Origin of the sequence: Lyngbya sp. PCC 8106, assembly GCF_000169095.1 — a bacterium.
Lineage (GTDB): Bacteria > Cyanobacteriota > Cyanobacteriia > Cyanobacteriales > Microcoleaceae > Capilliphycus.
Map to the genome: position 1 here is coordinate 144,755 of NZ_AAVU01000009.1, position 26,727 is coordinate 171,481.

A 26,727-nucleotide genomic window follows, 5' to 3' on the forward strand; every position below is an offset into this window, starting at 1 on the left:
GGAGAGGCAATCGGAACAGTGACTAGATAACAGATGACAAATGAAAAGAACTGATCACTGATTATTGTTGTCTGTTCCCTGCCTGTTCCCTCTTGCATCAGTACCTGTCCCCGTTTTTAGGATCTAAACTAATCACTATCCGGGCATAGCACTGACTTGAATGAGTGATACTGCTAATGCCCGATTGTCAAAGACTTCCCACAGATGTTTTTACTGAACATCTCTAAAATTAACAGCTAATCACTAACGACTGACACCATGAAGAGTACACCACTTGTTGCACTGCAAAAACCAAAAGATATCTCCCTGAACGAAATTGAGGGAGAATTAAATGGGATCTGGCTCTCTCAAGCTGCGGGGAGCGGAAAGACTACGGCGGTTGCTACCCGGGCGGCGACGTTTAGTATGGTGATTTATGAACCTGAAGAATTTCAACAACTTCTAGCCGGATTGGGATTTTTCTCCGGGCAAATTGATGGGATTCACGGTACGGAAACCCGCGAAGCTATTAAAGAAGCTCAAAAGACTTATGGTTTCAGTATTACAGGTCGGGTAGACTCACACACTCTCGCTAAACTGCGTGAAGAATTTGCGAAGTTACCCAGCGATCGCCAAAAGATTGCTAATTTAGATGGTCGCGGGTTTAGTATTAGTGAAGCGATCGCCGCTCAAAATCCCTGTCGGATTATTACTTTATGTCCGATCATGGGCGAAGATACCGGGGTTACGGCTCAGGTTTCTGCCTATTGTCCGATTCAACAAAAAAGCGAAGAAAGTCTGATTTGTGCAGAATATATTACCCTACGCGGCACTAAAGAAGCGTTAGAACGGGTGGGTGATATTGTCGAGTCTTTGCTAATTCCTGACTTACCTAAGTTTGTTTGGTGGAAGGCGACACCCAACCCCGAACAAGATTTATTTAAGCGGTTGTCGGGTTGTAGTAATTGTTTGATTGTGGATTCTTGTTATTTTAGTGATCCGGAATCGGAATTGCTGAAAATTCAGAATTTGATCGAACACGAAACTTACATTGCTGACTTGAATTGGCATCGTTTGGCGCCTTGGCAAGAATTATCGGCCGCTGCTTTTGACCCCCCTGAACGTCGGATGTCATTGGGTGAAATTGATAATGTGGCGATTGATTATGAAAAGGGAAATGCAACTCAAGCGTTAATGTTTTTGGGTTGGTATGCTTCTCGCCTCGATTGGAAACCGATTTCTTTTACTTCTGAAGGCGGAGACTATGACTTGAAATATGTCAAGTTTAAAGCCCCCAATGATAAGGAAATTGTTGCTGAGTTGGCCGCGATTCCTGCTGCTGATTATGGTGAAATTCCCGGTGATTTGGTCGGTTTGCGGTTAACTTCTAGTAACCCTAATGCCAATTGCTGCACGATTTTGTGTTCAGAAACTACAGGTTGTATGCGGATGGAATCAGGCGGAAGCGCCCAATCTTGTCGCACGGAACAGGTGACAGCGACTTCTGACCAAAAGGCAGAATCTCTGATGACACAACAATTACAACGTTGGGGTCGTGATGTTTTGTATGAAGAAAGTTTAGCGTTAACTGCTCAAATTCTTAAGCTGCGTTAGGAAAGCAAGCGAGTTAAAATTTAATCTGTAGGGGCGCAAGGGTTTGCGCCTATTAGGGGTCGAAGGAGGCTTTACAACCTCCGACTCCCATTCAGAACCGTGCTTGCTACTTTCACAGCACACGGCTCCTAGTACAAGTTATCTGTTATCATCAGAACATCCGGTTTCTTTTGAGTTATAAGACCCATCGGTTGCCGTTTTAATGTCGTGACAATGGCGATGCAATAATTGCAGATTTTTGTATTCATCTTTACCGCCTACAGACGTTGGGATGATATGATCGATTTCTGCGATATCTTCTGGGGTGAAATATTGCCCACAAGATTTACATCTGCCTTTTTGCTTTTTGAGCAAAAGTGCTACTCGTTTGGGAACATCGTAGGATGTACCTTTTCTTGTACTCCAGTAAGTCCAGTTTCCGTCGTAGGGTGATGCTTTAGGTCTTATAGTTACGTGACGTTTAATAGTTGTTTCAGCATGGCTTAGTAGTTTATAACCCTCTTTGGTTTCAAAACTCCATGCCCTATTTCCGTTTTTCCTGAAGTATTTTTTCAGTTTATCATAACTAGCTTTACCGCATCTGCTAACTATCCATGCTCTTAATCTTTGCCATGTAATATGGTCTAAAGAGGAGAATGTCTCTTTGGAGGCAATCTTGGAATGGTAATTGCACCATCCTCTAATTACCGGGTTTAGGCGTTTGATTAATGCGTACTGGGGTGCAGTTTTGTAAGTTTTAATAACTTCCTTAACCTTATCCGCGTGAGCTTTAATTGCCTTCTTGCTAGGTTTTATAATGGTTTTGAACCCTAATAATTTTGAGTTCGCACTACCAGTCTTACCGGAGTGGTGTTTCCCCACTGGGTATTGTCTGAAGTTCCACCCTAGAAAGTCGAATCCAGGTTTAACCTTTATGCCTTTCACTTCAATTTCTTTTAGTGTATGACATATACGAGTTTTGGCTGGTTTCAGTTCTAACCCGATAGGTTTTAACCATTCTTCAATGGCAATTTGGCACTGTTGAATGATTTTTAATTGTGGACTAATTACCACAAAATCATCTGCATATCTGATGACTTTGGCTTGAACTCTTCTTTCCTTTTTTGGGAAATTTTGTTCTATAAGCCTAATCATTCCATCCAGTGCGATGTTAGCTAATAGAGGACTAATGACACCTCCTTGTGGGGTTCCTGCCTCTGTTGCTTCAAATATGCCATTATCCATCACTCCAGCTTTTAACCATTGTCTGATTTGGGCTTTTATTGTTGATGGACAATCGATTTTGGACAGTAGGTGTTCATGGTTAATCTGGTCGAAACACTTTGAGATGTCAGCATCTAAGATGTAATATTCACCTTGATTGATACTTTGGAAGATTCGTGACATTGCATCATGGGCTGAACGTCCGGGTCTAAACCCGTAGCTTTCCCCCTCGAATCTGGCTTCCCATTGTGGTTCTAACGCAGATTTTACCAAAGCTTGCCTTACTCTGTCGTGTATAGTTGGGATTCCTAAAGGGCGTTTTTCATCCTTGGATTTGGGTATCCATTTCCTGCGGAGTGGTTTTGCCTTCTGGTATTTGCTTAGATTTTTGGCAAGTTCTAACCGTTGATTGGGTGTAATAGATTTAATTCCATCTACCCCGGCTGTTTTCTTACCCTGATTATCTTGAGTAACCCTTCTTATTGCTAAGAGTTTGGCGTAATACGACTTAACTAGGAGCTTTTGAAGCTTTCGAGCTTTCGCATTTTGACCCGATATTGATGCCTGGTAAATTCTCTTTTGCAGCTTAAATACTATCCGTTGAACTTTCGCCCAATTGATTGTATTCCATGCAGTCGTAGTCTTGGTTATACTCGTTTTCACCGTTTTAACTGCTAATTGAAACTTTACCTAACAACTTGACCGGAATCTATCAGCGTATCCTAAATATTACATCTAGGCTTTAGCTTCTGACTCCATCTTTCGCCCTCATAACATCCGCCTTAGATTTGTGGCTACCTATCAGTATTCGACCTCTGTAGGAGTAGATGAGGGTTTTTAACGTTCCTTGAAAATGGGTTTATTGCCTTTAGAATCGTCCTCTCCGCCGGGGTACTTTTGGGAGTCTGTGTAAGTGTTAAGATAAAAACTCTTACCTCTTTGTAGAAGTATATGGAAACTTCTACCTTTTCCCCTTGTTCTTTTGAACGCAGCGTAATCAAGTCAGTTTCGCTACTTAATAGTTACGACGGTTCTAGCCAGACGTTCACTTTCGTTATTCTTGGACAATTGGCTAGAGAACTTCTTTGGTATTTGACTTATACCTGATTTCCCGTTATTTCCAGCTTCAGTGTTTTGATAATCAGTCTGACACTGTGGGAATTGCCTTAACTCTTTGGATTTGGGTTACTTTTGCCTGTTAAGGTTCTGTAACTCATACCATTGACTCCGAGTTTGACCTTCCTTTAAGGTCACATTTTTCAAAGTTAAAGTGGGCTTTGTTTCCAAATACCACTTCCCTGCTTACGTTTCGGGTTTTATTCCTCAACTTTGGCAGGAACGTGTCGCACCTTGTTGTTTATTGTATCAAATCGGGTGGGGAAACAACACTTATAGCAGGTCGCACTGGTGTATTGACAAATTGATGAAATTGAGAAACTTTCAAACCTTTACTGAGAGAGGATGGCAACAGGCAATTCTAAACTTCTGATATGATGTCCGGTTGATTAATGCCTGTTATGGGGGCGAACAACAGTGAACAGTGAACAAGTACCGTGCAGTGAAAACTGTAAACTGTAAATCCCCGCCCCTACGAAGCGGATGATTGATTAGTCGGATATCATATGACTTCTGACATCAGAAGCTCCTCAACCGCAAGCCCTGCCAATTCATCGGCGGGGAACGGTTGACCCTTCGCTTCGCTCCTTGGCAAGCTTCTGACGACTGACCAAATCGACCTCACGACTTCCCACCTCCGGTCTCTCCCCAACTCCCCACCACCCCAACTCCCCACCACCCCAACTCTCTATCAGCCGTCCATAGCAAATCTTAAACGATTGCATATTAGTTTCCTCTAATTTAACAAAGTCTACAGAAGTTTGATTTTTGTGGCTGAATTGTGCCGGAGTTTTACATTAGCCCCGGTTATGTAAAACCCCGTGTAAATTTTTAAATAAGAGACTTTTTATCATTACAAAATTATGTTAATCGGCTGAATTGTGCCGGATGTTTTTACATTAGCCCCGGTTATGTAAAACCCATGTAAATTTTCAAACAATAGACTTTATATTGTTGGTAAATTATGTTAATCGGCGGAATGACTCGGGATTTTTTTACATTAACCCCGGTTATGTAAAAATCAGTGTAATTTTTTTAAAACTTAACTTGACTTTTTAAGTAGTTTATGTTTTTTCGCGGTGAATTTAAAAATTTTTACATTAATCCAGTTTATGTAAAACCATGTAAATTTATGTATAAGAAGCTTTATTTGATAAAAAAATATGTTATTGGGGGTAATAGACCAGGATTTTTTACATAAATACCGCTTTTTTAAACCCCATGTAAAACTTTAAACAAGAGACTTTATTTCGTTTAAAAAATATGTTATTGGGGGTAATAGACCAGGATTTTTTACATAAATACCGCTTGTTTAAACCCCATGTAAAACTTTAAACAAGAGACTTTATTTAGTTTAAAAATATGTTATTTGGGGGTAACAGACAATTTTTTTTTTACATAAATACCGCTTGTTTAAACCTCATGTAAAACTTTAAACAAGAGACTTTATTTTCTCCTGAAATTATTGATACTTTTGGAAGTATAGTTTTTTAAAGCTCAAACTAATCATGGCAGCTATTCAAGGAACAAATTTAGGTGAAACGCTTCGCGGAACCAGATTTGCTGATGAAATTTTAGGTAAAGCAGGAAATGATGAAATAATTGGTCGAGGCGGTGATGACTTGCTGAGAGGAAATTCGGGAAATGACACGCTGAGTGGAAATGCAGGAAATGATACCCTCGATGGTGGCAATGGAGATGATGAGCTAATTGGCAGCAGAGGGAACGATACCTTGGATGGCGGAGATGGCGTTGACACAGCTAACTACAGCGAGTTAGGTGAAGTGATTACCCTGCAAGCGGTGGGTGTGGTTGACAAAGGAAATGCCGGACAAGACCAAATTGAAAACATTGAAGCCATCATTGGTGCAAACGGACAAGACAATATTATTGATGGTACGGTTTCTGGTGGAGGGACATCTGCTTTTGATATTGATTTATCGGAGGAAAGTCTCACCGTCACGAACATTCCTGGCTTAGGAGATGTTAACTTCACCGTTGAAAACTTTGTCAATGTGATTGGAACTTCCAACACGGATACAATTACAGGAGACAGTAACGAAAACGAGTTTGGAGGAAGTCGAGGAAATGACTCCTATGATGGTAAAGGCGGTAATGATACCGTTGATTATAGCGACTTAGGTCAAGCCGTTACCCTCGAACGCGGAGGCGTAGTTAACAAAGGTAGTGCCGGAACCGACCGAATTGTTAATATCGAAACTGTCATTGGCGCGACAGGACAAGATAACGCTATCGATGGTTCCACCGGAATTAGCGGTCAAACTTCCTTTGATGTTGACTTATCCCAACAAACCTTCACGGTTAAAAATTTGCCGGGACTCGGCGACCTTGAGTTCGAGATTATCAACTTTGCCAATGTTACCGGAACTTCCAACGCCGATGATATTGTCGGTGATGGTAACGAAAACGAGTTTGGAGGAAGTCGAGGAAATGACTCCTATGATGGTAAAGGCGGTAATGATACCGTTGATTATAGCGACTTAGGTCAAGCCGTTACCCTCGAACGCGGAGGCGTAGTTAACAAAGGTAGTGCCGGAACCGACCGAATTGTTAATATCGAAACTGTCATTGGCGCGACAGGACAAGATAACGCTATCGATGGTTCCACCGGAATTAGCGGTCAAACTTCCTTTGATGTTGACTTATCCCAACAAACCTTCACGGTTAAAAATTTGCCGGGACTCGGCGACCTTGAGTTCGAGATTATCAACTTTGCCAATGTTACCGGAACTTCCAACGCCGATGATATTGTCGGTGATGGTAACGAAAACGAGTTTGGAGGAAGTCGAGGAAATGACTCCTATGATGGTAAAGGCGGTAATGATACCGTTGATTATAGCGACTTAGGTCAAGCCGTTACCCTCGAACGCGGAGGCGTAGTTAACAAAGGTAGTGCCGGAACCCGACCGAATTGTTAATATCGAAACTGTCATTGGTGCGACAGGACAAGATAACGCTATCGATGGTTCCACCGGAATTAGCGGTCAAACTTCCTTTGATGTTGACTTATCGCAACAAAGGTTGACGGTTGAAAATTTGCCGGGACTCGGCGACCAAACTTTCGAGATTATCAACTTTGCCAATGTTACCGGAACTTCTGGTGCTGATGATATTGTCGGTGATGATAACGAAAACGAACTCAAAGGTGGCGAGGGAGCCGATGACCTTGTTGGTGGCGGTGGAGATGACCGTATTATAGGGAATCAAGGTTCGGATAGGTTAACAGGGGTCGATCCGAGTAGCGCCAAACCCGGTGAGGGTGAGGTTGATGTCCTCAATGGGGGTGACGGTGGAGATACCTTTATTCTCGGAGATATTGACAATATCTTCTACTCCTTCTCCGGTAATGGCGACTTTGCTGATATCTTGAACTTCCAAAGCGGTCAAGATACCATTCAACTCAGTGGCAACTTCGATGACTACATCTTTAAATCCGAAAATACTGAAATCTTCTCAGCGAACAATAATGACTTGATTGCTAAGTTTACAAACGGAGCATTCGATACAACTGACCTGATGTTCCTTCATACTGGTAACGATATTACTGGAACCCCCGATAACGATTCATTAACTGGCACCAACCGAGACGATTCTATCAAAGGTTTAGCAGGCGACGACACTATCAAAGGTTTAGGAGGCGACGACACTATCGAAGGTAATAAAGGGGAAGATAACATTGAAGGCAACGAGGGTAACGACCAACTCGACGGAGGTAAAGACGAAGATACCATTGATGGTAATCAGGGAGATGATCACCTCGAAGGTAAGAAAGACGAAGACGTGTTAAATGGCGGAGAGGGTAACGACCAACTCGACGGTGGCAAAGACGAAGATATCCTCAATGGTAGCGACGGAGAGGATACCCTCCAAGGCGAAAAAGCCGATGACTTACTCGAAGGTGGAGAAGGCAACGACCTGTTAGAGGGTGGCAAAGACGAGGATACCCTCAACGGCGGCGGCGGAAATGATACACTCATGGGTGAAAAAGGCGACGATCTCCTCGATGGCGGAGAAGGGGATGATTTGTTAGACGGTGGCGATCGCGAAGATACTATTACAGGGGGTACAGGCAACGATACCCTCAACGGCGGTGATAACGATGATGTCCTCATCGGTGTCGATCCGACAGCTTCTCAACCGGGTATGGGTGAGGTAGATACCTTAACAGGAGATGAGCCTGGAGATGAAGATGATGATATCTTCGTTTTGGGAGATGAAAGCCAAGCTTACTACGATGATGGTTACGAAGCTGACTATGCTTTAATTACGGACTTTGATGATAAGGATGTGATTCAGTTAAGCGGTAGTGCAGGGGACTATGAGTTAGGCACTTCTCCAACAGGTTTACCCGGCGGAACAGCTATCTTCCTCACAACTGGAGGTTTTGATGAATTGATTGGTATTGTTGAAAACACATCTGACCTCGATTTATCGGATGATAAAGTTTTCAACTTTGTGTAAGTAGCTGTAGCGGCTTGCAAACAGTAAGGCTTAGGCTTGCAAGCAACTACAGTTAAAGCAAAATAATCGGGTACACCCCGAGTACCGGAATCTTGAAAATTATAGCGCTACTTGCCTTGCAAAAGGCAATCATGCTGTTATCAGTTATCAGTTTACAGTGATCAGTTATCAGTAGCATGGTACTGGTTACTGTTCACTGTCTCCCCCTGCACCCCCTCTCCCGACTCCCAACTCTTGAACTTCTGTAGGCGAAGCGGACTAGGGAACGCGCTTACTCCTGAACTTCTCCAAGCTGAGAATTTTCTACCTCACCCGTGTGAGAACTGCTATATAATCACCCAATCGGTTCTCATCGATTCATCATGGCAAAAATCCTACCCGCCAAAGATATTTCTCTCGAACAACTGCAATAAAATTTCGGACTTCAACAAACAACTGATACTAACTTTTTTACCGAATGGCGAGAAAATCTACCAAGTTTAACAACAGCATAAAAACCAACCTTAAACCGAGTCAAAAGCAACTATTTTAACTTGACCAGTCGCCGTCCGTTACTGGAAGAAGCGGTTAAAATGGTGGTGCTTTCTTTTTGATTAGATTTGGCGGGATTCTATCAACCTCCGTTTTCGATAAAAACAGAATCTTCGATAGAAATTACAGGGGAAGATGAAGGAATAATCCTGCGGGGTAAAATCGATGTTTTGGTGATAAAAAACCGCCTTTGGGTGTTAGTTATCGAATCTAAAAGCACCAAGTTTGATGTGATGGAAGCTTTACCGCAAGCGTTAGTTTATCTGTTGAATAGTCCAAACATTGCTCAACCAACCTTTGGATTTTTAGTGAATGGTCGAGAGTTTGTATTCGTGAAATTAGTTAAAACGGAACCCCCTCAATATGGTCGTTCTTATGCGTTATCAATTGAACGAGAAAACGAACTCGAACAAGTTTTAGCTACACTTAAAAAAATTAGTAAAATTTTAATTAATTCCTAATTGGCTTTTTTTCTAAAGTTATAGCACTTCGCCCAGGCAATAGGAGGTTAAAAAACGCTCTCAATCTTGGGTTTTAGAGTTTCTGCATTTCATCAATTTATGAAAGCTACCATTCTGTTAAGGCGATCGCAATTCCCTGTTTTAAACTAGGATCAAGATTAGGATGTTGGGCGAGTTGTTGCAGTCGTTCATAGACTGAGGGAGAATTTAAGGGAGAATCTAACTGTTTCAAAGCGGCGATACAGTGAAATTGAACAGTGGTTTCCGAATCTGTTAACAGTTGCACCAAAGGATCAAAAGCAGTAATATTTCCTAACTGTCCTAAGCTTAAAGCTATGAGTTGTTTAATGGTCAGAATTTGCAGAGAAGGATGTTGACTTTGGATAAATTCAACTAAAATTTGACTCGCTTGAGTTTTCGCCTCGGGTTTGCTCATTCGTCCCAATCCTTGAATGATTTCTTGATGAATTGAGAAGGATGAGATATTGGAAGTAGACTCATCTGGAATCGTGAATAAAATGTGTTGAAGTTGATTAATGGCGATGGGCGTTTCTATCCAACAAAGCGATCGCACTGCATCGAGTTTAATCGTTAGGGGAGTTGTTGTGGAGAGAATTTGCTCAACTAAAGCAACCACTGCTTGATCCGTACCAAGACGAGAAAGGGCAATTTGTGCTTGTTGAGAGACTTCGGGGCGAATATCCCATAATAGAGGTTGCAGTTGCTCAACTAAGTTCAATTCCTGGACTAAATCTCCCCGACGACTTAAACCGATAATCGCTTCTTTTCTCACAGAGGCGGAAGGATCATTTAAAGCCTTGACTAATACAGGCGGAATACGGGAATCATGGAAACTGCCTAAAGCTTCAATGGCACTAGCGCGAATTTTGGGGTTAGAATCATTAACAACACTCAATAGAGGGGTAATCGTTTCTGAGTGCCGAATTTGAGCAAGGGCTTCTGTTGCAAACGGTTTTAACTGTTCATTTTCGAGTAACGCACTGAGAGAATCAACTGCTGAAGTGCCTAAATTGGCTAAAGCAGTTGCTGCCATTTCGAGTAATGAGGTTTCGGAAGCGTCGTCTGTTATTTTAGCAGTTTGCAGAAGATTCACTAAAGCGGGTACAACCGCATCGCTGTTAAACTGTCCTAGAGTCCGGGCAACAAACCAACGCACTTCGGGATCAGCTTCTTGATCTTCGAGAATGGCAATCAACGGGTTAATCGCCACTGTTCCCATTTTAGCTAACTGTTTGGCCACATCCCAACGGTGTTGAAAATCTCCAGATTCTAACGCGGCGATCGCTTGGGAGAGTAAGGCTGGAGATTGACCCTCATCAGATAAGTTGGAAAACTGATCACCCATAGAATAATTTGATCTCGTAGGAGTGTAAAGCTTACATCCAAATTGATTGAAAACAATAATTGGTTTTTAGTGTAGCAATCGGTTAATTCTCATGCAATCCTAGATCTAGAATAGTTCAAAAACAGCTATGCTACATTTTCGATATTCTTCTTTAATTGATGCGCCTGTTGAGGTGGTTTGGAACTTCCACGAACGATCAGATATTTTACAACTATTAACCCCCCCTTGGCAGCCTGTAGAGATTATCCGGCGTGAGGGAGGGTTAGATGTAGGGGCGATTACCGAATTTCGCCTCTGGTTGGGGCCGATTCCGGTACAATGGCTAGCAGTACATACTGAATGTGATCGCGATCGACTGTTTACTGATGAACAGAAACAAGGGCCGATGGAAAGTTGGGTACACCGACATCAATTTTCCGCAGAAGGGGGAAAAACTCGCTTAACGGATGCCATTTCCTATTCTCCACCTGGGGGATGGTTCGCTGAGAATTTGTTGGCTTGGTGGGTCAATAGCCGTTTAGAAGATATGTTTCGCTATCGTCACGAAGTCACCAAAAGAGAATGCGAAAAAATTTAAACCCTTTGTCAATTAAGCTTCAGTGTTAACTTTTTCTTTGTCGGTATCGGTTGTTTTTTCAGGGTCTTCGTCTGTTGAATCTTCAGTTGAGTCTTCTGTTAAGTCTTCAGACTCGACGACAGGTTTAGCTTCTATGTCTGGAGAATTGGTTTTAGAAACAACAGTTTTAGAATTGTTGGTATTTTCTTCAGTGTGAATTTTTTCGACATCTCCCTCTAACTCTTGAATTCGCTGTCCTTGTTGATGAATTTGTTGCATATCTTTCTCTAACTCCTCAATTCGCTGTTTTTGTTGACGAATTTGACGGATATTTTGACGAGCGGTTAGCATTCGTTGCAGTTGAGAGAGGAGGCTAAATAACCAAGCCAGTACAGCCCCGACTCCGGTTGCTGCAATGAGTTCAATCGCTAGGGGGGCTTCAAATTCAACCCCTTCGATTACTTGAATTGTAGCAAGTTCTGTATTCTGTAGACTAAATAAAACTAAGAGGACACAGATGATAAAAATTAACACAAAGTTGAGCGGTCGCATGAGGAAACTCCAGACTGCAAGCAGATTACTGTTTCAATTTTACCGAATATTGTTCGTCATAACCGGATATTTTCGGAAGTCTTTGCTAGCTGCAAAAGTTGGACAGTGTTGAGAGGTTAAGCAGATTTTGTGGTTTTTAGCAATGAGTAAATTGATTAATTTCTTGGATCAGGTGATCAAGTTGCGTTTGATTAATATAAGGATTGAGTATAATTGTTCTTAACCAACGTTGTCCCCGATAGAGGGGAAGTGACAGAAATATATTAGTTTTTTGCAGTAAATAAGCTTGTAGATCGGTATTCCATTGATCCTGATCTTCTGGTAATATTTTAGCGGGGATACTCCGAAAACAAATAATATTCATATCCGGTTGACCCATGACTTCTAAATCTGGAACTTTTTGTAATGCTTTCAATAAATAATCGGTTAATTTATAACTTTCATCGATTAATTGAGCATATCCTTTTTTTCCAAAATGTTGTAGTGACAGCCACAATTTTAACCCATCTGCATGACGAGTTCCTTGAATTGTAATTTCTCCTAAATTTATTAAATCATCTGCGGCTTGCATATAGGGCGCACCAATTCTAAACTCGGTTTCTAACTGTTGAAACTCTCGAAACAAAACCATTGCACAAGTTCTCGCTATATATAACCATTTTTGCGGGTTAAATGTGATTGAGTCTGCTTGTTCAATTCCTCGTAATTTTTGACCGTATTGAGGAGAAAAAATAATCGCCCCTCCATAGGCTGCATCGACATGAAACCATAAATTGTGTTGATGGGCAATTTCTGCAATCGGTTCTAACGGATCAATATTTCCTGTAGTTGTAGTTCCCGCAGTAGCGACAATACAAAATGGAGTTTTTTTAGCTAATTTTGCTTGTTATATTTGACGCTTTAAATCTTCAATTTCGATTTGAGAGTTAATATTTGTTTTTACTGGAATCACCGCAGAAGTTCCCAGTCCTAACAACATTGCCGCTTTTTGTAGAGAAGTATGAGCGACTTCAGAAGCCAATAAAACAGGTTGCTGGGTTTGATTCCAAATTCCTAATGTATGTGAATTAAACGCCCGATTGCGGGCAACTGTTAAAGCTTGTAGATTGGCTAACGTTCCCCCACTTGCCATCACTCCACCAGAGGTTTCACCCCAACCAAATAACTGTGCAAATTGTTTGATGAGGTTAAATTCTAGACGCGACAAAATCGGCGACATTTCCACACTCAGCATATTATTATTGAGTGCGGCTGCAACTAATTCTGCTAAAATCGAAATTGTCGTGGGCATTGAGTCCATGTGACCCATATAACCCGGGTTTGCTGCATTGGTTGAACGGGTAATAATTGTGTTTAATTTTTCGAGTAAAATCGACTCAGAAATAGAGTTTTCGGGGATTGAGACAAAATCAGTGAAATCGCCAATTTCTGGAAGCGGTGAATGGTTAATCGCAGTGGTCAGGTGAGATAAGATTAAATCTAAAACTTGACTGGCGAGTTGTTCAATTTCCTGATGATTTTTCCCCTGAGGATCAATAAAAGCGGTTAGTGGTAATTCTGAGAGATTCATCGTCAAAAATAGTTAACCTAAAATAGCTATCTAGCCAGCGAGACGCTTTGATTCTGGTTTGCATTTCACATAAAATACAATCTGTAGAGACGCTTCATTCAACGCCTCTACACAATAAATTATTGTTAATTGAAAAAGTTGGGTTTCACTGTGTTCAACCCAACCTACTCTATGAGAAACTCGGAATTCACTGATCCGTTTCTGATTACTTTGCAACTTTTGCTGAACCCGGATTTCGCCAAGAAACTTTCGGTAAAATTTCGTTTTTGTCAACCCGACTCTTATACTTCATCGCAAAATTCAACAACGAATCTAACAACGAATCAGACAAATAATGCGGTTGTAATCCCAAATCCAACAAATTGGTATTCTTAGCGTTGAAATAATGATCTTCAAGTTCAACCCGGGGATTTTCCATATTTTGAATATCGACATCTAAGCCCACTGCATTTCCGGCTTTTTTCACCATCATCGCTAAGTTACTGACGCTAAACATCTCAGTAAACTGGTTAAAGACACGGAATTGACCGGGTTCTGCGGGAGTCGCAATCGCGAGTTCTACACAACGTACAGTATCGCGAATATCGAGGAATGCACGAGTTTGTCCGCCTTTACCATACACTGTCAGGGGATGACCAATCGCAGCTTGAATACAGAAACGGTTTAAAGCAGTTCCAAATACACCATCATAATCGAGACGATTAATCAACATTTCATCCATCCCGGTTTCATCGGTGAGAACCCCATAAACCACACCTTGGTTTAAATCTGTCGCCCGTAGACCCCAGATTTTACACGCAAAATGGATATTGTGGCTATCGTGAACCTTGGACAGATGATAGAAGCTTCCGGGTTGTTTGGGATAGGGTAGAGTATCTTTACGTCCGTTGTGTTCAATGGTGATATAACCTTCTTCGATGTCAATATTGGGAGTTCCGTATTCACCCATCGTTCCCAGTTTCACCAGATGACTATCTGGGAAATGTTCACGCATGGCATATAAAATATTTAAAGTTCCCACGACGTTATTTGTTTGGGTGAGAACTGCGTGTTCCCGGTCAATCATGGAAAAAGGTGCTGACCGTTGTTCACCGAAGTGAACCACTGCTTCGGGTTGAAACTCCAGTAAACTATCAATCAGGAAGCTATAGTCATTGATATCGCCTACATACAGGTCGATAGACTTCCCAGTTAAATCTTTCCAGCGTTGAATGCGTTGATGAATGGGCGCGATTGGAGTTAGGGTATCAATACAAAGCTGTTGATCCCAGTGTCGCCGAACTAAGTTATCTAAAATCCCAACTTCATAGCCTCGGTTGGATAAATGGAGGGCTGTCGCCCAACCGCAGTAGCCATCACCACCAATTACCAGAACTTTCATAAACTCAATTGCATCTCAGTTTGCTGATACTGGGTTAATGTATCAGGAATTGGTACCCTGTGGACTGTTTTGTTGAAGTTGATTAAATTTTGACTTCTGAAGCAAAACTTCCCCAACGCACAAATTCAAAGGGTCCGGCGACTGACCCCCAAACGTGTTCGTCGGTTTCCGGGTGTCGTCCTCGGTCATGGCTAACCATCCGATGTTCATCGACTTCAAACCAACTATCGAGATAGGTGACTTGACCTTTGCGTTCTACCATACATCCTTTTCCGGGTTCAACTTCTCCTTTGAAGCTATGACCTGTCCAACGGGTGATAAAGCTACAACAGGGGAGTTTTCGCAATTGTTCAATTTTCAGGTTTTGGAGGCGTTCAGGTTGACGGGAGGCACCGTAAAATTGTTCTTGGTTCTCTAGGGCGTAGTTTTCGATCTCGATATGATCTTGGCGAGGAATAAAGTTGAGAACTCGTACACGATAGGGTTGATTAATCATGTAATCATAGGCTTGTTCGAGGTAAAGACTAACTCCACCTAAGAATTCTGTCGGTAACGGACGCATACAAACCCGAATATGGGCGAAAAAGGGGGGGTTTTCAAACGCCTGGGGTTGGTTGCTAAAGTCGGAAGCCATCCAACGGGCTAAAGTGTTGATATCGGTTGAATGAGTCATTTTCTCGGAATTCGTAAATTTTTGATTAGGATAACAGATTCAACTTTGCTTGAGGCTAAAGAGTAAAAATTTCGGGGTTTTGTTGTCATCTTCACTCATTAACAGTAAACTCTGACCTCCTGAAGCTAAACGTGGCCCTAATGTCATACTGGTGAGAGAATTGACGGGTATATTGAGTCGGCTAAACTCGAATAAGAGTTTTTTTCGCATCGGTTGTACTTTCCCCAGTTGTCCGCGTAAACTAGCGATTCTGGAGGTATCGGTGGAGTCGCCTGTAAACACTTGATAAATTTGACCTGAGTTTGGCGATCGCTCTAAACTGAGAAAGTATCCACCTTGATTGAGTGCGACGAGATCAGTTAATTCATGGGGTGAGGGTTCATCGGCTTCTAAGGGATAAAGATTTTCGGAGACGAGAAAAGAAGCGCGATCGGCGATAACATAGTGTAAGATTCGTAGTTTTGTCGCTCCATCTGCATCAGTATCTTGAACTAATGAGGTTTCAGTTGAGGTAAATAAACGAAACGGATCTTTTCCACCAGGACTAAAGCCGTCAGGTGCAATTGTCATTGATTTGAACCCCGAGTGGGCTGAGATTCCTTGTTGTTGTTCTCCGTCTTCAATTGTGGGAATATAATTCGGGGGAATGGGTACGGTATTGCGAAGTTGTCCAGTTTTGAGGTCAAATTCTCCAATTAATGGTAAACTCTGATCCTCGACAAGATTTTCTGTCGCGATAAACAACGAATTTCGGGGCGAAAAGGTGAGACTTTTGGGGTGAGTGTTCGCCAGAGAAAGGGGTTGACCGGATTGATCTTTAAGTTGGGTTTCGCTTTCGATTGTAATCTGATTTAAGGTGGTTTGATCGGCTGAGGTTAAATCAAATTTTAGGGTTAAAAATTGAGTTGTATTTTCTTGGGGATAATCGGCGAGTGCGTAGAAGTAAATTCCTTCAGTTGTCTTGTTGTAGCCGGGAATGGCGTAAGTAATGCCAGAAAGATGACCGATAGAGTGATGATTAAATTGGGTGCTTTGGGGAAGTGAATATTCTCCTAAAAAGTCCAGAGAAAAGTTAAGAAAGATTCGATCTTCTGCGGAGACTTGAGGTAAGCTACAGGAGGTCAGTAGTGTTAACAACATTAACAGCGATACAACTGACTGAAAACAGCGTTGATACCATTTTCGCGGTCTAACTTGATCAGATAGCGAACTTGGTTTGATGGTGTTGTATTCGTTCACGATACTTTTCCCAAACTTCTGTGGGATATTATCTCACGCTTTTGCTAGGAGGAGAGAATTTTTTGAGGTGAAAAATGCTTTTTTTATAGAAATTTTCTTGATCTTCTCACTCCATCACATTCGAGTCTGGGGAACCCTTGCAACCCAATGAGTTGAATTAGCTTCTCTGGTGCGATCGCATTGGGGATTTTGGGTCGGAGTTCAAGCTTGCGCTAAATTCCGGTTTGTGCCAAAATCTATTGCAGTCTGGGCGGTTTAGTTTTGTCATCTGTCGTGAACAAATCCCCTTTCTTCGCCGTCATCTTAAAATAGATCACAGTAAGCCCAAATATTATCATAATGATAGTATAAACCATCAAGTCCCCTTTTTTTGTTAAATAAAGAACAATTTTTAGGCAATCAATAGATTGTTTGATACAACTCTATGACGGATAAATTAACGCGAGTTTTTAGAATTGGATTTGTGACCTTAGCGAGTATAATTTTAGGGGGAAGTTATGGAAGCTTGACTGCTTTTGCTCAAAATCAAAACAACCCCGAAGCCGAAGAAAATACTCAAGTTCTCGATCAATTTTCACCCAATCCTTTAGAAAGTACCGAACCTGATCCGTTATTACCCAATCCTCCAGTTGTTGGAGATTTACTAAGTGAAACGGAACAGGAAAAACTAGCGCCTGAATTAGACAAACTGAATGCAGAAGCGTTACTTTTACTCGAACAACAAGATGCTTTTGGTGCGTTTAATTTATGGACTCGGGAATTAAGATTACGGCGTTATTTTGGATTATTACCCGAAATTGCTGCTTTACAACGAGTCGGTTTAATTGCGTGGAATAATAGTCAACGTCTCTATCTTCAGTTTCTTGTACAACGTTTAGATGATATTTTACAACAGATTAAATTAGAAGAACCTCTTGATTTGGAAGTTTTAGAAGCGTTAGGAACAGCGTTTAAAGAAACCCGAGAAAAAGAATTAGCAATTGAAACCTATCAAACTTTGCTTGATTACGCCCGTCAACAAGAAAATCTCATCCAAGAAGAACAGGCATTGAGTGAAATGGGTCAAGTCTATCTGAATTGGTTAGATTATCAAGCCGCAGCGCAAGTTTATGAGGAGTTATTAGAGACACAACAACAGATTAAATTATTACGAAGTGAGGGAATTTTACCCCCTCCTCCTCCGACTCAAGTTAACGCAGAAGGAGAGACGATTAATCAACCCAGTGAAGTTCAATCTCTCCAAGATTTATCGTTTATTTATGGACAGTTAGAACAACCCTTAAAGTCTATTGCTGCTAAAGAAAGATTAGTGGGTTATTATTCACAATTACAAAACTTCCAACCCCTTCCCGATTTAAAGTTATCCATTGGTTTAGACTATGAAAAGCTAGGTCAATTACAACAAGCCAGCCAAAACTACCAGGAGGCTTATACAGTTGCTACGACGATTCAACAGCTTGCAAATGCGAGTGATGCTTTAGGAAGATTAGCGCGATTGTATCGTTCTCAAAATCAAACCCAAACTGCTATAGAATTATATCAAGCTCAGTTGTTAATCGAGCAACAATCCTACAATTTTTATGGTATGATGAATGTATATGATAATATGGGTCAAGTTTATTTTGATCAAAAAGCATATCAACGGGCTTTAACCGCCTATCAGCAAGGGTTACAAATTGCTCAACAATTAAAATTTAGAGAAGATCACTTTGTCAAACGGATTGAAATTGTTAATCGACAAATTGCTCCATAAATGTGTCGCTATCGAGATCAAATTGATCGATGCCTAATTGATGTTTGAGAATATCCGGTAATCCTGAACAATATTCAAACGTGACTCCTTCTATATTGGCATGGTTTAAGTGACTTCCAAATAAGTTCGCACCCGTTAAATTTGCATTAGAAAGATTGGCTTGATTTAACTCAGCATGACGAATAGAAGTATAGCTCAAATTTGTATTGGAGAGATTTGCATGGATTAAATTTGCCCGAGTTAAATCCGCATGAGATAAGTTAGCATCACTCAAATTGGCTTGTGTAAAGTTACTATGACGCAGATAGGTTGAACTCAAGTTTGCCTCTTGTAATTCTGAACTACTGAGGTTCACGCCACTGAGATTGACTTTGATCAAATTTGTTTGTTTGAGGCTACTCCGACTAATATTCGCACGATAAAGATTTGCACCTCTGAGGTAAGCACTATCGAGGTTGGCTTGAGAAAGATTTACCCGTCTAAGATCAGCATAAGACAAATTGGCATCCCTTAAGTTCACACCACTTAAATTAGCGCCTCGCAAGTTCGCATAACTGAGATTTGCACCCGTTAAATTAGCCCCTTTGAGGTTAGCACATTCTAAATTAGCATGAGATAAATTGGCATCACTTAAATTCGCTGAATTCAAACTCGCCGCCATCAAGTTAGCGGTACTTAAATTAGCATTTTTAAGGTTAGCATGACCTAATTTTGCACTGGTTAAACTGGCGTGAGTTAGGTTAGCAGATTGAAGATCAGCCCGACGTAGATCCGTTTTTACTAAGCTAGCATCGCTTAAATCTGTATGGTTTAAATTAGCAATTAAAAGTTTAGCTTCGTTTAACGTAGCGCTGCTGAGATTGGCACTGCTGAGGTTAGCTAACCGTAAATCAACTTGAATCAAATCCATTCCCCGTAAGTTAGTTTCTCGGAGATTAGCGCCTATAAGATCGGCGCCACTAAAATTTAGAGATCTCAGATTTGCATGGCGAAGATCAGGGCCTTTAAATTGACAAAATAAACGATAGGTGTCTAACTCTGTGCTAGATTCTTCGTTAGATAGATTGTTCTCTAAATTGACTAAGTGATATTGAACGTTGGTGGTAAATAGGGTGAAAACTAGATTGAAAACTTCTAGAAACTTGATAAAGTGCTGACATTCTTCTTCTTCATAGTCTTCATAGTATTGAATGAGATTTGCAATGCAGCATTCTAAATAGATTTGAGCGGATTTAGAAACTAAAACAATTTTTAATAAGAGAAAAACCAGGGTGAGGTAGTTTCCTCGTTCAACTAATAGGACAAATGGGGTAGAGGGTGATTTAGTGTTTTCGGTTGTTAGTAGTCTGATTAATTGTTTGCAGGTTTTGGAAACATAGGGTTTTGTGACGGTTTTGTAATTGTATTGAGAATCAAATTTTTCAAGTTTATTTTGGAGTTTCTCTCGAATTTGATTAGCTGGATATTGAGAGGAGACATGAAGCATTAAGTAGTTGAGAAAACCCTCTTTAAACTCCCGATAATTATAGTTTTGGGTTTGTTCTAGAAAAAGATCGGCTTGATGAGCATAGCTAAAAACTCGCTCAGTCGAGATTGTTTTTTTGATTAAGTTAATTGCTTCGTCTCCCAACTGAGTCGGGTTACTGAGAGTTTGGAGTTGTGTTCCTCGAGATTGGGAACGAGCAACATACATGGCGAGATCAAAATTATATTTGTCTTTAATTTGTTTGGCTAAGTTAATCGTAACTTGATGTTGGGCTTGAGACTGACTGCGATTAATTTGAGTAGATAAGAGATAGGATTGGTAACGGTTTATCCATTGACATTGGGACTGTAACGCATAGTGACAAATATCTTGATAATCTTGACTTTGCAAGAAGTTGTATGTCCATTTTCTCAGGAGGTTAACACTCGGAGAAATTCGTTGTTCTTGATAGTTTGCAGATTCAATGCGTTCAAATAGAGCTTTAACGTATTCCTGCTTTTTATTGATTGTCCAGTTGTTGATTAAAATATAGAAGGATTGTTTGAGTGTTGCTGAAAAGATAGACTGACTTTGATCAATCAGAATACGATTTAAAGCTTGATTAATAGTCGAATTTTCGGTACAATTCAAGTAAACAAAAATTTGTTCAAACTCATTGAGGACTTTCTCTGGAGACCATTGATTAACAATTTGAATCAAAAATTGACAAATTTCAACTTGTCGCTTCTCGAGTTTAGACTGAAAGTCACAATTGTATAAATCTGAGTCTGTCGGAGAAGAAAAACTTTCCGTTTTTACTGTATTAATCATAGTAGAGAAACCCTGGTAGATTGAATATTGATAGATTATTAGTCACCCCAACTCATTTTTTATTGGTAGTATAAGCCCAGTTTAGCTTTATCCTATCATTTTTTTTTAAATCTTTAAGTTTATTTACTTCAATTCATAACTTAACCTGCTAAAATTTAACAATACTTGTAGGGTTAGCAAACTGTTTCTACAATTGTAGAGGGAGTCAACTGTTACCGTAGGCTCATTGTGAACATTTATCTAAGTCGTCTACAAAAACTTATACCTACTGATATCTATAGCTAAGTGATTCAAGCTTATGCAGTTTCAGCTTCAGACTGTTTCAAGACAAGACTCCTCTATTCACTGACTTTAAGCTGACAGTTGTCTAAACTTCAGCCCTAGAATCACATCATTCCACTCTGTTCCCAGATAACTAATTGTATGGGTGATACGATTAATACAGTAAAATCCATCAAGTTCCGAATAGCTATCTGCTAATATTTTTAACTCATATTCAGTTGCAAGCTGAACATTTCGTTTCAGTTCCCAGTTGATTTCATCAGGGTAAACATAAACATCGTCACCTGATTTTTCGATCAGCAATACTCCTTTGACCTTGCGAATGGCAATATCTGGGAGAATACGGCGTGGATTGTATCCTTGAACAATATTCATAGAAGATTCCTCCTTCTCCAAATGAGGTTAGCCTTAGCTAGTTTTTAGAGATTACATCTTTGTACAAGTGTTACCTCGTAATTTCCGCCAGTATCATCCCCATTCCTGATTTTATTGATCAGAAGCTAAAAGCCTCCAGAACAACAATAGCCCAGGAATCAGTAGGAGTTGCGGTAAAGCTAGGGGGTTAGAGTTCAACCTATAGTTTAATGCTTTCAGAAACCAAAAACACTAAACATGATTACACATTGACAAACATTATTTAAGGTATAATCATTGATTAAGAACTCAGTTCGCAAGAGTTCTCAGAAATCAAAAGGTTTAACGCAAATAGAATAGCACAACTTGAGGTCTTGTTACCAGGCTGAATAACTTCTATTTCTACGCTTTAACTATTTTAACAAAACTTTTTATCAATGATAATACACTTTTTTGGATTTATTTGTCAAGATAAAAAATATGTCAATTCAACTTGAACCCTCACTCTCTCGCTCAACTCTCACTGGCTCAATCGTCTACTGGTATACAGAAATCTGAGAGAACTTTTAGACGGTGATTATTTCTACTGAGATAAAAATCAGTGTCTCTTCCACTGTCATAACAATCATCTGATCATTTCCCAGAAATCAAGTAACAGAGTGACAAGAGTATTCAATCGCTCAAAATACTTGATCTGTTATTAAAAGAAACAACATCTTTTACATTTTGTCCTACAATATTATCAAAAATCATGCGATTCCCCAATTGAATTTTAGGTATAAAAATGTCAAACTCTACCGGGAAATCGCCCCACGTTTTCTACTTAATCCTCTATCTTTCTAACATTTTCAAAGCTTGAAAAGCCAGAAAGAAAAATCCAACTGATCCCAAAATCGTGAGAACGGGTTCAACGAGACGTGGTGTAAACAGTTCACCCATGTGATTATTTATCCTCAAATGATTATTTTTCAGAAAGGATACAGAATTTCCCCCTATCAATAAAATAAAAGGAGTTCTCAACCTAGATTTCCCGTCCAAAGACAGCTATCAGTGTTAATCCTCTCTGTTCAATTATTTACGGTAATTCTAGCTTTCGTCAAGCGAGAGGTTCGTCAGGGACTCTCAGACTAGAAGTTAGAGAAAAGATATAAATTTTATAATAACTGCTCTAAAGGTGCTAAAACAAGGTAGAAGCATTAAGAGAACAAAGATAGATATGAAGTTTGAAACTCTTAAACAAGAAGCTTGCTATGAAAAAGTTGAACGCTGGATGCGGGAACTTTACGGTAAGTTTCCCTGTCCGAAAAATGAAGTTCCGGGACTGACTTTATTTATGGGTTCTGCTCAAGTAGAAGTTTTAGTTTCTCCTTGGGGTAAAGATGATTCTATCATCACCACTCGCTCTTACGTGGTGACAGGCGCAGAACTTACACCCGATTTAATGCGGTTTCTATTACGAGAAAATCACAATATGCGCTTTGGAGCATTTGGAGTTGATGAACAGGGTGATATCGTATTTGAGCATACCATTGTCGGTTCAACTTGCGATAAACCTGAACTCGAAGCTTCTGTAAATGCGGTGTTAGAAATTGCGGATGATTATGATGATAAAATTGTCGAACGATGGGGAGGAAAACGAGCATTAGATCGCTTGGGTTCGTGACTATTATGGATAATAACTCAACGGTTTGTATTCATTAACTCCTGAATTTTTGCTAAAGATAATCCGGTGACTTGCACGACTTGTTCCTGAGTCATTCCCTGCTGTAAAAGGGTACGAGCAACTTGATTTAGTTGAGACTCGACTTGCTCTGCTCTTTGGTATTCCTGCTCTGCTCTTTGGTACTCTTGTTCTGCTCTTTGGTGTGCTTGTTCTGCAATTTCTTGAGGAAGCGGAAATAACTCTCCGTCTAAATTTGCCCATCGTAACCAAGTCGCTTCAATCCCTTTATATTCACCGAACCAACGAACTAAACTCAATCCTAAAGCTTGACTAACGAGTTGATTTTTGGCATTGAAATCAATCGGTTGAAAAACGCCTTGTTGTAGGGAAAAACCTGCTAAATCTTCTGGGTTAAACGGATCGAACCAAAAATATTCAGAAACCCGTAAACGATCTTGATAAATGTATTTTTTTTCAGTTTTATCGAGTTCTGCGGTACTATCAGAAAGTAACTCAATCACCACATCCGGGGCTTTTCCTTCCTCCCAAACCACCCAACTACGACGTTCTTTTTTAGGAACCCCCAACACAGCAAAAAAATCAGGCCCGCGAAAGTCTTTATTTCGGACTTGTTCTAAGCTATAATAAACAAACATATTCCCCCCAATAAACCCATCGGAACGCGAAGCCATCCAAGGTTGCAAGGTATTGAGCAGAATTTCCATTTGAAATTGATGACGTTGGCTTTCCATTGGTTCTCCATCATCGTAGGGAAGTTCTTCCTGAGTGGGAGGAAGGGTTATTAGATAGGGAGTTATGGGAGTCGTTTCAGACATAGCGATTTAATCAGAGTTAGGTTGAACTTAACAAGGTCAACAAAATTGACACAAAAAAGCGATCACCTAACTCAATTATAATTGATAGCGATCGCGATCAGATCTAAATGAGTTTGAGAGTCTAAGGAATGCTAAAGTTAGCCATAAGAGGATAGTGATCTGAAAATCCCTCTTTTTCTTTTTGACAAACCTGATTTTGAACGAACAAAATATCAGATTCACAGGGCCACTTCTTCGCCATCTGAGAGACAAAAACATAATCTAAAATACTGGCATATTTAGGATCGCATTGAGTTCCCGTGAGCGGACAAGAATTCGTTTTCAAACAATTCGGCTTAATCCAAGTCATCACATCTTTTCTTACGAAAAGATCAAAAGCCTTATTTCCCTTTTTTTTATCCAAATCAAAATCAAAGTTATAATCTCCAACTGCAATCACAGGCAAAGATTGTGCGGCGGCCCAGTCTCGTAAATTTTCCGCTTGTTGGTTGCGTTTACTCTCACTTCCTCGGTTAAAATGATTAACCGTAAATAAAAACTCTTGACCCGTCGATAAAAACTTAAAATGAGCGACTAATGGCGATCGCGAACCGCCAATATTATCGAGTTCTTCATGGTCGAGAAGATCAAGTCTATTTTGATTGTAGATAATCTGCAACTTATCGAGGCTTCCTGTCGTTCCGAAGATCGACTTAAAATCAGATCCAGGAACAGCAACCGCCTCAGTAAAAATATCCGCCGCCGCTTGATCTGCAACTTCCGATAGTCCCCACAAATCAGCCCCCACAATTTCACGAATATCCTCAGCCACTAAATGAGGATCAGTATCGTCAAGATCATCAGATTCGACATTGTAGCTGATAATAGATAAAGGTTCAGCACTCGCGGGGAAAGTCGGAGCGATCGCCACAAACATGACCAGTAAAATCAGACCGAATCCCCAGAAAATTGATTGAATTCTAGATTTCATCACAATACCTGTAAATTAGATCAAGTTCTGTCAGCTTGGCAATACTGACACCCATATACGCAATATCGCAGCCCAAGGAGTGACTCATGCCTGTTGAAATCGTACCCGAAACTGACTTCAAATATTATCTCATTGCCTTTGATGAAGAAGGTCGAGAACGCCAGGATGATCCCGATGGACTGATGAGCCAACGAGTCCTTGAGGTGTTGAAAACAGAGCCAATCACGGATGTTTTTCTGATTAGTCATGGATGGCGAAGTGATATTCCGGCTGCCCGACGTCAGTATAGTCGTTGGATCAAAGTCATGCTTGAACAACAGGCTGACCTGGATTATATTCGAGAGATTCGACCCGGGTTTTCTCCGTTATTAGTCGGGTTACATTGGCCGAGTCTACCTTGGGGAAATTATGACCTAGCCAATTCTTCGGCGATTTCCTATAACGGTGTGAGTGCGTCTTCTACTGTCACTCCCATGAATCAGTTGGTCAATGAGTACGCCACCCGTTTGAGTGAGACTTCTGCCGCACGACAAGCCTTACGAACGATTTTGCTGTCCGCCCGACAAAATATTGCTCCTGAAGAATTACCTCCCGAAGTCGGTCAAGCTTATCGCATTCTCAACTATGAAACAACTTTAAGGAGTCAAGGTTTAGGGTCTTCACCCGCCACCGATAGAGAACCCTTTGATCCCGAAAGTACCTTTCTTGTTGCTCGTCAGGAGGCGTTGAGTTATGGGGGGTTTAGTTGGGGTGGGGTTTTAGCCCCTTTGCGAACCTTGTCTTTTTGGAAAATGAAAGATCGGGCGCGTCAGTTTGGTGAAGCCGCAGGACATGAATTTCTCAAGGACTTACAACGGGTGAAGGAGGAAGTGCGATTTCATTTAATTGGTCATAGTTTTGGTTGTATTGTGTTGTCGGGAATGTTGGCAGGACAGAACAATTGGGGCGTGTTGGAACGTCCAGTTCACTCTTTATTTTTGATCCAGGGGGCTTTTTCTCATTGGTCTTATTGTCAGGATATTCCGGTAACACCTGGAGTTGCGGGGTATTTTTACCCGTTGATCGCAGAGGGTAAAGTCTCTGGCTCGATTATTACGACTTATTCTAAATTTGATACGGCGGTTTGCAAGTGGTATCCCTTAGCGGCGAGTGCTTCGAGTCTGTTTACGCGATCGGTCAGTTTCTTTGAATTTAATCAATTTCCTATGTATGGTGCTTTGGGGGCTTTTGGAGCCAGGGGAGGAGATGATTTTCAGGTCGTGGAGATGGATATGTTGAATCACAATTCACCTTATCCTTTTTATCCTGGCCAAATTTATAATCTCGACAGTCAGGAGTTTATTCAAGAAGGTTCCGGCCCAGAAGGCGCTCATAACGACATTGCCCGTCGGGAAGTTGCTCATGCGGTTTGGCAAGCTGCGATCGCCAGTTAAGAAGGAATAGGGAGGTTGGGAGATTGGGAGATTGGGAGATTGGGAGATTGGGAGATTGGGAGATTGGGAGGTCGGGAGGTTGGGAGGTCGGGAGGATTTTTATGAATAAAAAGCTATTTTTCATGTTGAAAAAATCTTCTCCCCACCACCCCGTCACCCCAGGGCTGTGCGCGTTGCCCTAAAGCTTGATTTGTTGGGAGGTGGGGAGGTAGTGAGTCCACCCCCGTGCGCGGGTTCCCCGCGTTGAGGGGAGTGGCGAACCCGTGCGCGGGAGGTTGGGAGGTTGGGAGGATTTTTATGAATAAAAAGCTATTTTTCATGTTGAAAAAATACCTCTCCCCGTCACCCCGTCACCCCAGGGCTGTGCGCGTTGCCCTAAAGCTTGATTTGTTGGGAGGTGGGGAGGTGGGGAGGTTG

General features: G+C 41.0%; 19 protein-coding genes and 1 pseudogene. 8 read left to right on the top strand and 12 right to left on the bottom strand.

Going from position 1 to position 26,727, the window contains the following annotated elements:
• The first annotated feature begins 258 nt into the window (after positions 1–258).
• A complete protein-coding gene (opcA, locus tag L8106_RS08515) occupies positions 259–1,593 on the top strand; it encodes a glucose-6-phosphate dehydrogenase assembly protein OpcA (RefSeq protein ID WP_009783848.1) in 1,335 nt (444 codons plus the stop codon).
• Between the two features lie 138 nt (positions 1,594–1,731).
• On the opposite strand, the gene ltrA is transcribed toward opcA, so the two are convergent.
• Positions 1,732–3,459: a group II intron reverse transcriptase/maturase gene (gene ltrA / locus L8106_RS08520; RefSeq protein WP_009783849.1), complete on the bottom strand. Its 1,728-nt coding sequence runs from the start codon at positions 3,457–3,459 to the stop codon at positions 1,732–1,734.
• Between the two features lie 1,004 nt (positions 3,460–4,463).
• Positions 4,464–4,637: a hypothetical protein gene (locus L8106_RS32045; protein WP_156803619.1), complete on the bottom strand. Its 174-nt coding sequence runs from the start codon at positions 4,635–4,637 to the stop codon at positions 4,464–4,466.
• A gap of 783 nt (positions 4,638–5,420) precedes the next feature.
• Here L8106_RS32045 and L8106_RS34345 point away from each other — a divergent pair.
• The 3 genes from L8106_RS34345 to L8106_RS32875 all read left to right on the top strand — a co-directional run bounded on the left by L8106_RS34345 (position 5,421) and on the right by L8106_RS32875 (position 9,386).
• Complete coding sequence (locus tag L8106_RS34345; protein WP_009783851.1) at positions 5,421–6,851, top strand: calcium-binding protein; 1,431 nt, start codon at positions 5,421–5,423, stop codon at positions 6,849–6,851.
• A complete protein-coding gene (locus L8106_RS32050; RefSeq protein ID WP_009783852.1) occupies positions 6,826–8,394 on the top strand; it encodes a calcium-binding protein in 1,569 nt (522 codons plus the stop codon). The genes L8106_RS34345 and L8106_RS32050 overlap by 26 nt, the downstream gene beginning before the upstream one ends.
• Positions 8,395–8,993: 599 nt before the next feature.
• The gene (locus tag L8106_RS32875; protein WP_009783853.1) at positions 8,994–9,386 is read left to right on the top strand and encodes a type I restriction endonuclease; all 393 of its coding nucleotides are present in this window, start codon (positions 8,994–8,996) and stop codon (positions 9,384–9,386) included.
• Between the two features lie 106 nt (positions 9,387–9,492).
• Here the strand turns inward: L8106_RS32875 and L8106_RS08540 are convergent, their stop codons facing one another.
• Positions 9,493–10,752, bottom strand: a complete 1,260-nt coding sequence (locus tag L8106_RS08540) for a HEAT repeat domain-containing protein (protein ID WP_009783854.1) — start codon at positions 10,750–10,752, stop codon at positions 9,493–9,495.
• A 127-nt stretch (positions 10,753–10,879) separates the two neighbouring features.
• Here L8106_RS08540 and L8106_RS08545 point away from each other — a divergent pair, with 127 nt between their 5' ends.
• Positions 10,880–11,329: an SRPBCC family protein gene (locus tag L8106_RS08545; RefSeq protein ID WP_009783855.1), complete on the top strand. Its 450-nt coding sequence runs from the start codon at positions 10,880–10,882 to the stop codon at positions 11,327–11,329.
• A gap of 12 nt (positions 11,330–11,341) precedes the next feature.
• Here the strand turns inward: L8106_RS08545 and L8106_RS29475 are convergent, their stop codons facing one another.
• The 5 genes and pseudogenes from L8106_RS29475 to L8106_RS08570 all read right to left on the bottom strand — a co-directional run bounded on the left by L8106_RS29475 (position 11,342) and on the right by L8106_RS08570 (position 16,723).
• Positions 11,342–11,860: a lipopolysaccharide assembly LapA domain-containing protein gene (locus tag L8106_RS29475; RefSeq protein WP_009783856.1), complete on the bottom strand. Its 519-nt coding sequence runs from the start codon at positions 11,858–11,860 to the stop codon at positions 11,342–11,344.
• A 136-nt stretch (positions 11,861–11,996) separates the two neighbouring features.
• Positions 11,997–13,430 (bottom strand): annotated as a pseudogene (locus tag L8106_RS33545) (pyridoxal phosphate-dependent decarboxylase family protein).
• Positions 13,431–13,635: 205 nt separating this feature from the next.
• A complete protein-coding gene (locus L8106_RS08560) occupies positions 13,636–14,811 on the bottom strand; it encodes an NAD-dependent epimerase/dehydratase family protein (RefSeq protein ID WP_009783859.1) in 1,176 nt (391 codons plus the stop codon).
• Positions 14,812–14,893: 82 nt separating this feature from the next.
• The gene (locus L8106_RS08565; RefSeq protein WP_009783860.1) at positions 14,894–15,484 is read right to left on the bottom strand and encodes a chromophore lyase CpcT/CpeT; all 591 of its coding nucleotides are present in this window, start codon (positions 15,482–15,484) and stop codon (positions 14,894–14,896) included.
• Between the two features lie 39 nt (positions 15,485–15,523).
• Positions 15,524–16,723, bottom strand: coding sequence for an esterase-like activity of phytase family protein (locus tag L8106_RS08570; RefSeq protein ID WP_009783861.1), 1,200 nt, complete (start codon positions 16,721–16,723; stop codon positions 15,524–15,526).
• 424 nt (positions 16,724–17,147) lie between these two features.
• Between L8106_RS08570 and L8106_RS08575 the strand changes: the two genes are divergently transcribed.
• A complete protein-coding gene (locus L8106_RS08575) occupies positions 17,148–18,476 on the top strand; it encodes a lipopolysaccharide assembly protein LapB (protein ID WP_009783862.1) in 1,329 nt (442 codons plus the stop codon).
• Here the strand turns inward: L8106_RS08575 and L8106_RS08580 are convergent.
• Positions 18,454–20,772 (bottom strand): pentapeptide repeat-containing protein, encoded by a 2,319-nt coding sequence (locus L8106_RS08580; RefSeq protein WP_009783863.1) that lies wholly within the window; start codon positions 20,770–20,772, stop codon positions 18,454–18,456. The genes L8106_RS08575 and L8106_RS08580 overlap by 23 nt on opposite strands.
• A 351-nt stretch (positions 20,773–21,123) precedes the next feature.
• Entirely contained in the window at positions 21,124–21,429 is a 306-nt protein-coding gene (locus L8106_RS08585; protein WP_009783864.1) for a hypothetical protein, read from the bottom strand.
• 1,195 nt (positions 21,430–22,624) lie between these two features.
• On the opposite strand from L8106_RS08585, the gene L8106_RS08590 reads away from it, so the two are divergent.
• Complete coding sequence (locus tag L8106_RS08590) at positions 22,625–23,071, top strand: YbjN domain-containing protein (RefSeq protein ID WP_009783866.1); 447 nt, start codon at positions 22,625–22,627, stop codon at positions 23,069–23,071.
• 17 nt (positions 23,072–23,088) lie between these two features.
• On the opposite strand, the gene L8106_RS08595 is transcribed toward L8106_RS08590, so the two are convergent.
• Together L8106_RS08595 and L8106_RS08600 are read right to left on the bottom strand one after the other, a co-directional pair.
• Positions 23,089–23,907, bottom strand: a complete 819-nt coding sequence (locus L8106_RS08595; RefSeq protein WP_009783867.1) for a Uma2 family endonuclease — start codon at positions 23,905–23,907, stop codon at positions 23,089–23,091.
• 121 nt (positions 23,908–24,028) lie between these two features.
• The gene (locus L8106_RS08600) at positions 24,029–24,877 is read right to left on the bottom strand and encodes an endonuclease/exonuclease/phosphatase family protein (RefSeq protein WP_009783868.1); all 849 of its coding nucleotides are present in this window, start codon (positions 24,875–24,877) and stop codon (positions 24,029–24,031) included.
• A gap of 86 nt (positions 24,878–24,963) precedes the next feature.
• On the opposite strand from L8106_RS08600, the gene L8106_RS08605 reads away from it, so the two are divergent.
• Complete coding sequence (locus L8106_RS08605) at positions 24,964–26,310, top strand: hypothetical protein (protein WP_009783869.1); 1,347 nt, start codon at positions 24,964–24,966, stop codon at positions 26,308–26,310.
• Positions 26,311–26,727: the final 417 nt, after the last annotated feature.